The organism is Thalassovita aquimarina (assembly GCF_018219815.1).
GTDB lineage: Bacteria > Pseudomonadota > Alphaproteobacteria > Rhodobacterales > Rhodobacteraceae > Thalassobius > Thalassobius aquimarinus.
On sequence record NZ_JADMKU010000064.1, the window covers coordinates 1 to 317 of the forward strand.

1 protein-coding gene is annotated in these 317 nt (G+C 67.2%); it reads right to left on the reverse strand.

Going from position 1 to position 317, the window contains the following annotated elements:
- On the reverse strand, positions 1 to 317 hold a 317-nt coding region (locus IT775_RS21195), incomplete at both ends, for a DUF7507 domain-containing protein (protein ID WP_212703238.1).

Here is a 317-nt window from a genome sequence, read left to right on the forward strand (position 1 = left end):
CTTCAGCGTGTCGCTCTGCACGCCGACATTGCTCAGCGTCACGTTGCCGGTATTGCTGATCGCGAAGGTGTAGGTGATCTCGTCGCCCACGCTCAGGCCCGCATCGCCGGTATCGGTGGTGATCGCCGAGGTCTTCACGCCCTCGATGGCGGGGGCGGGGCCGGCCAGGTCGGTGGTCTCGTCATCGGTGGTGTTGCCATCGCTGTCGTCGCCATCGTCGGTCACGTCGGTGTAGTCGGTGCCGCCGTAGGTGCCGACCACGGTCGCGCTGTTGCGCAGGCCCCCGGCGTCGATATCGGCCTGGGTCACGGTGTAGG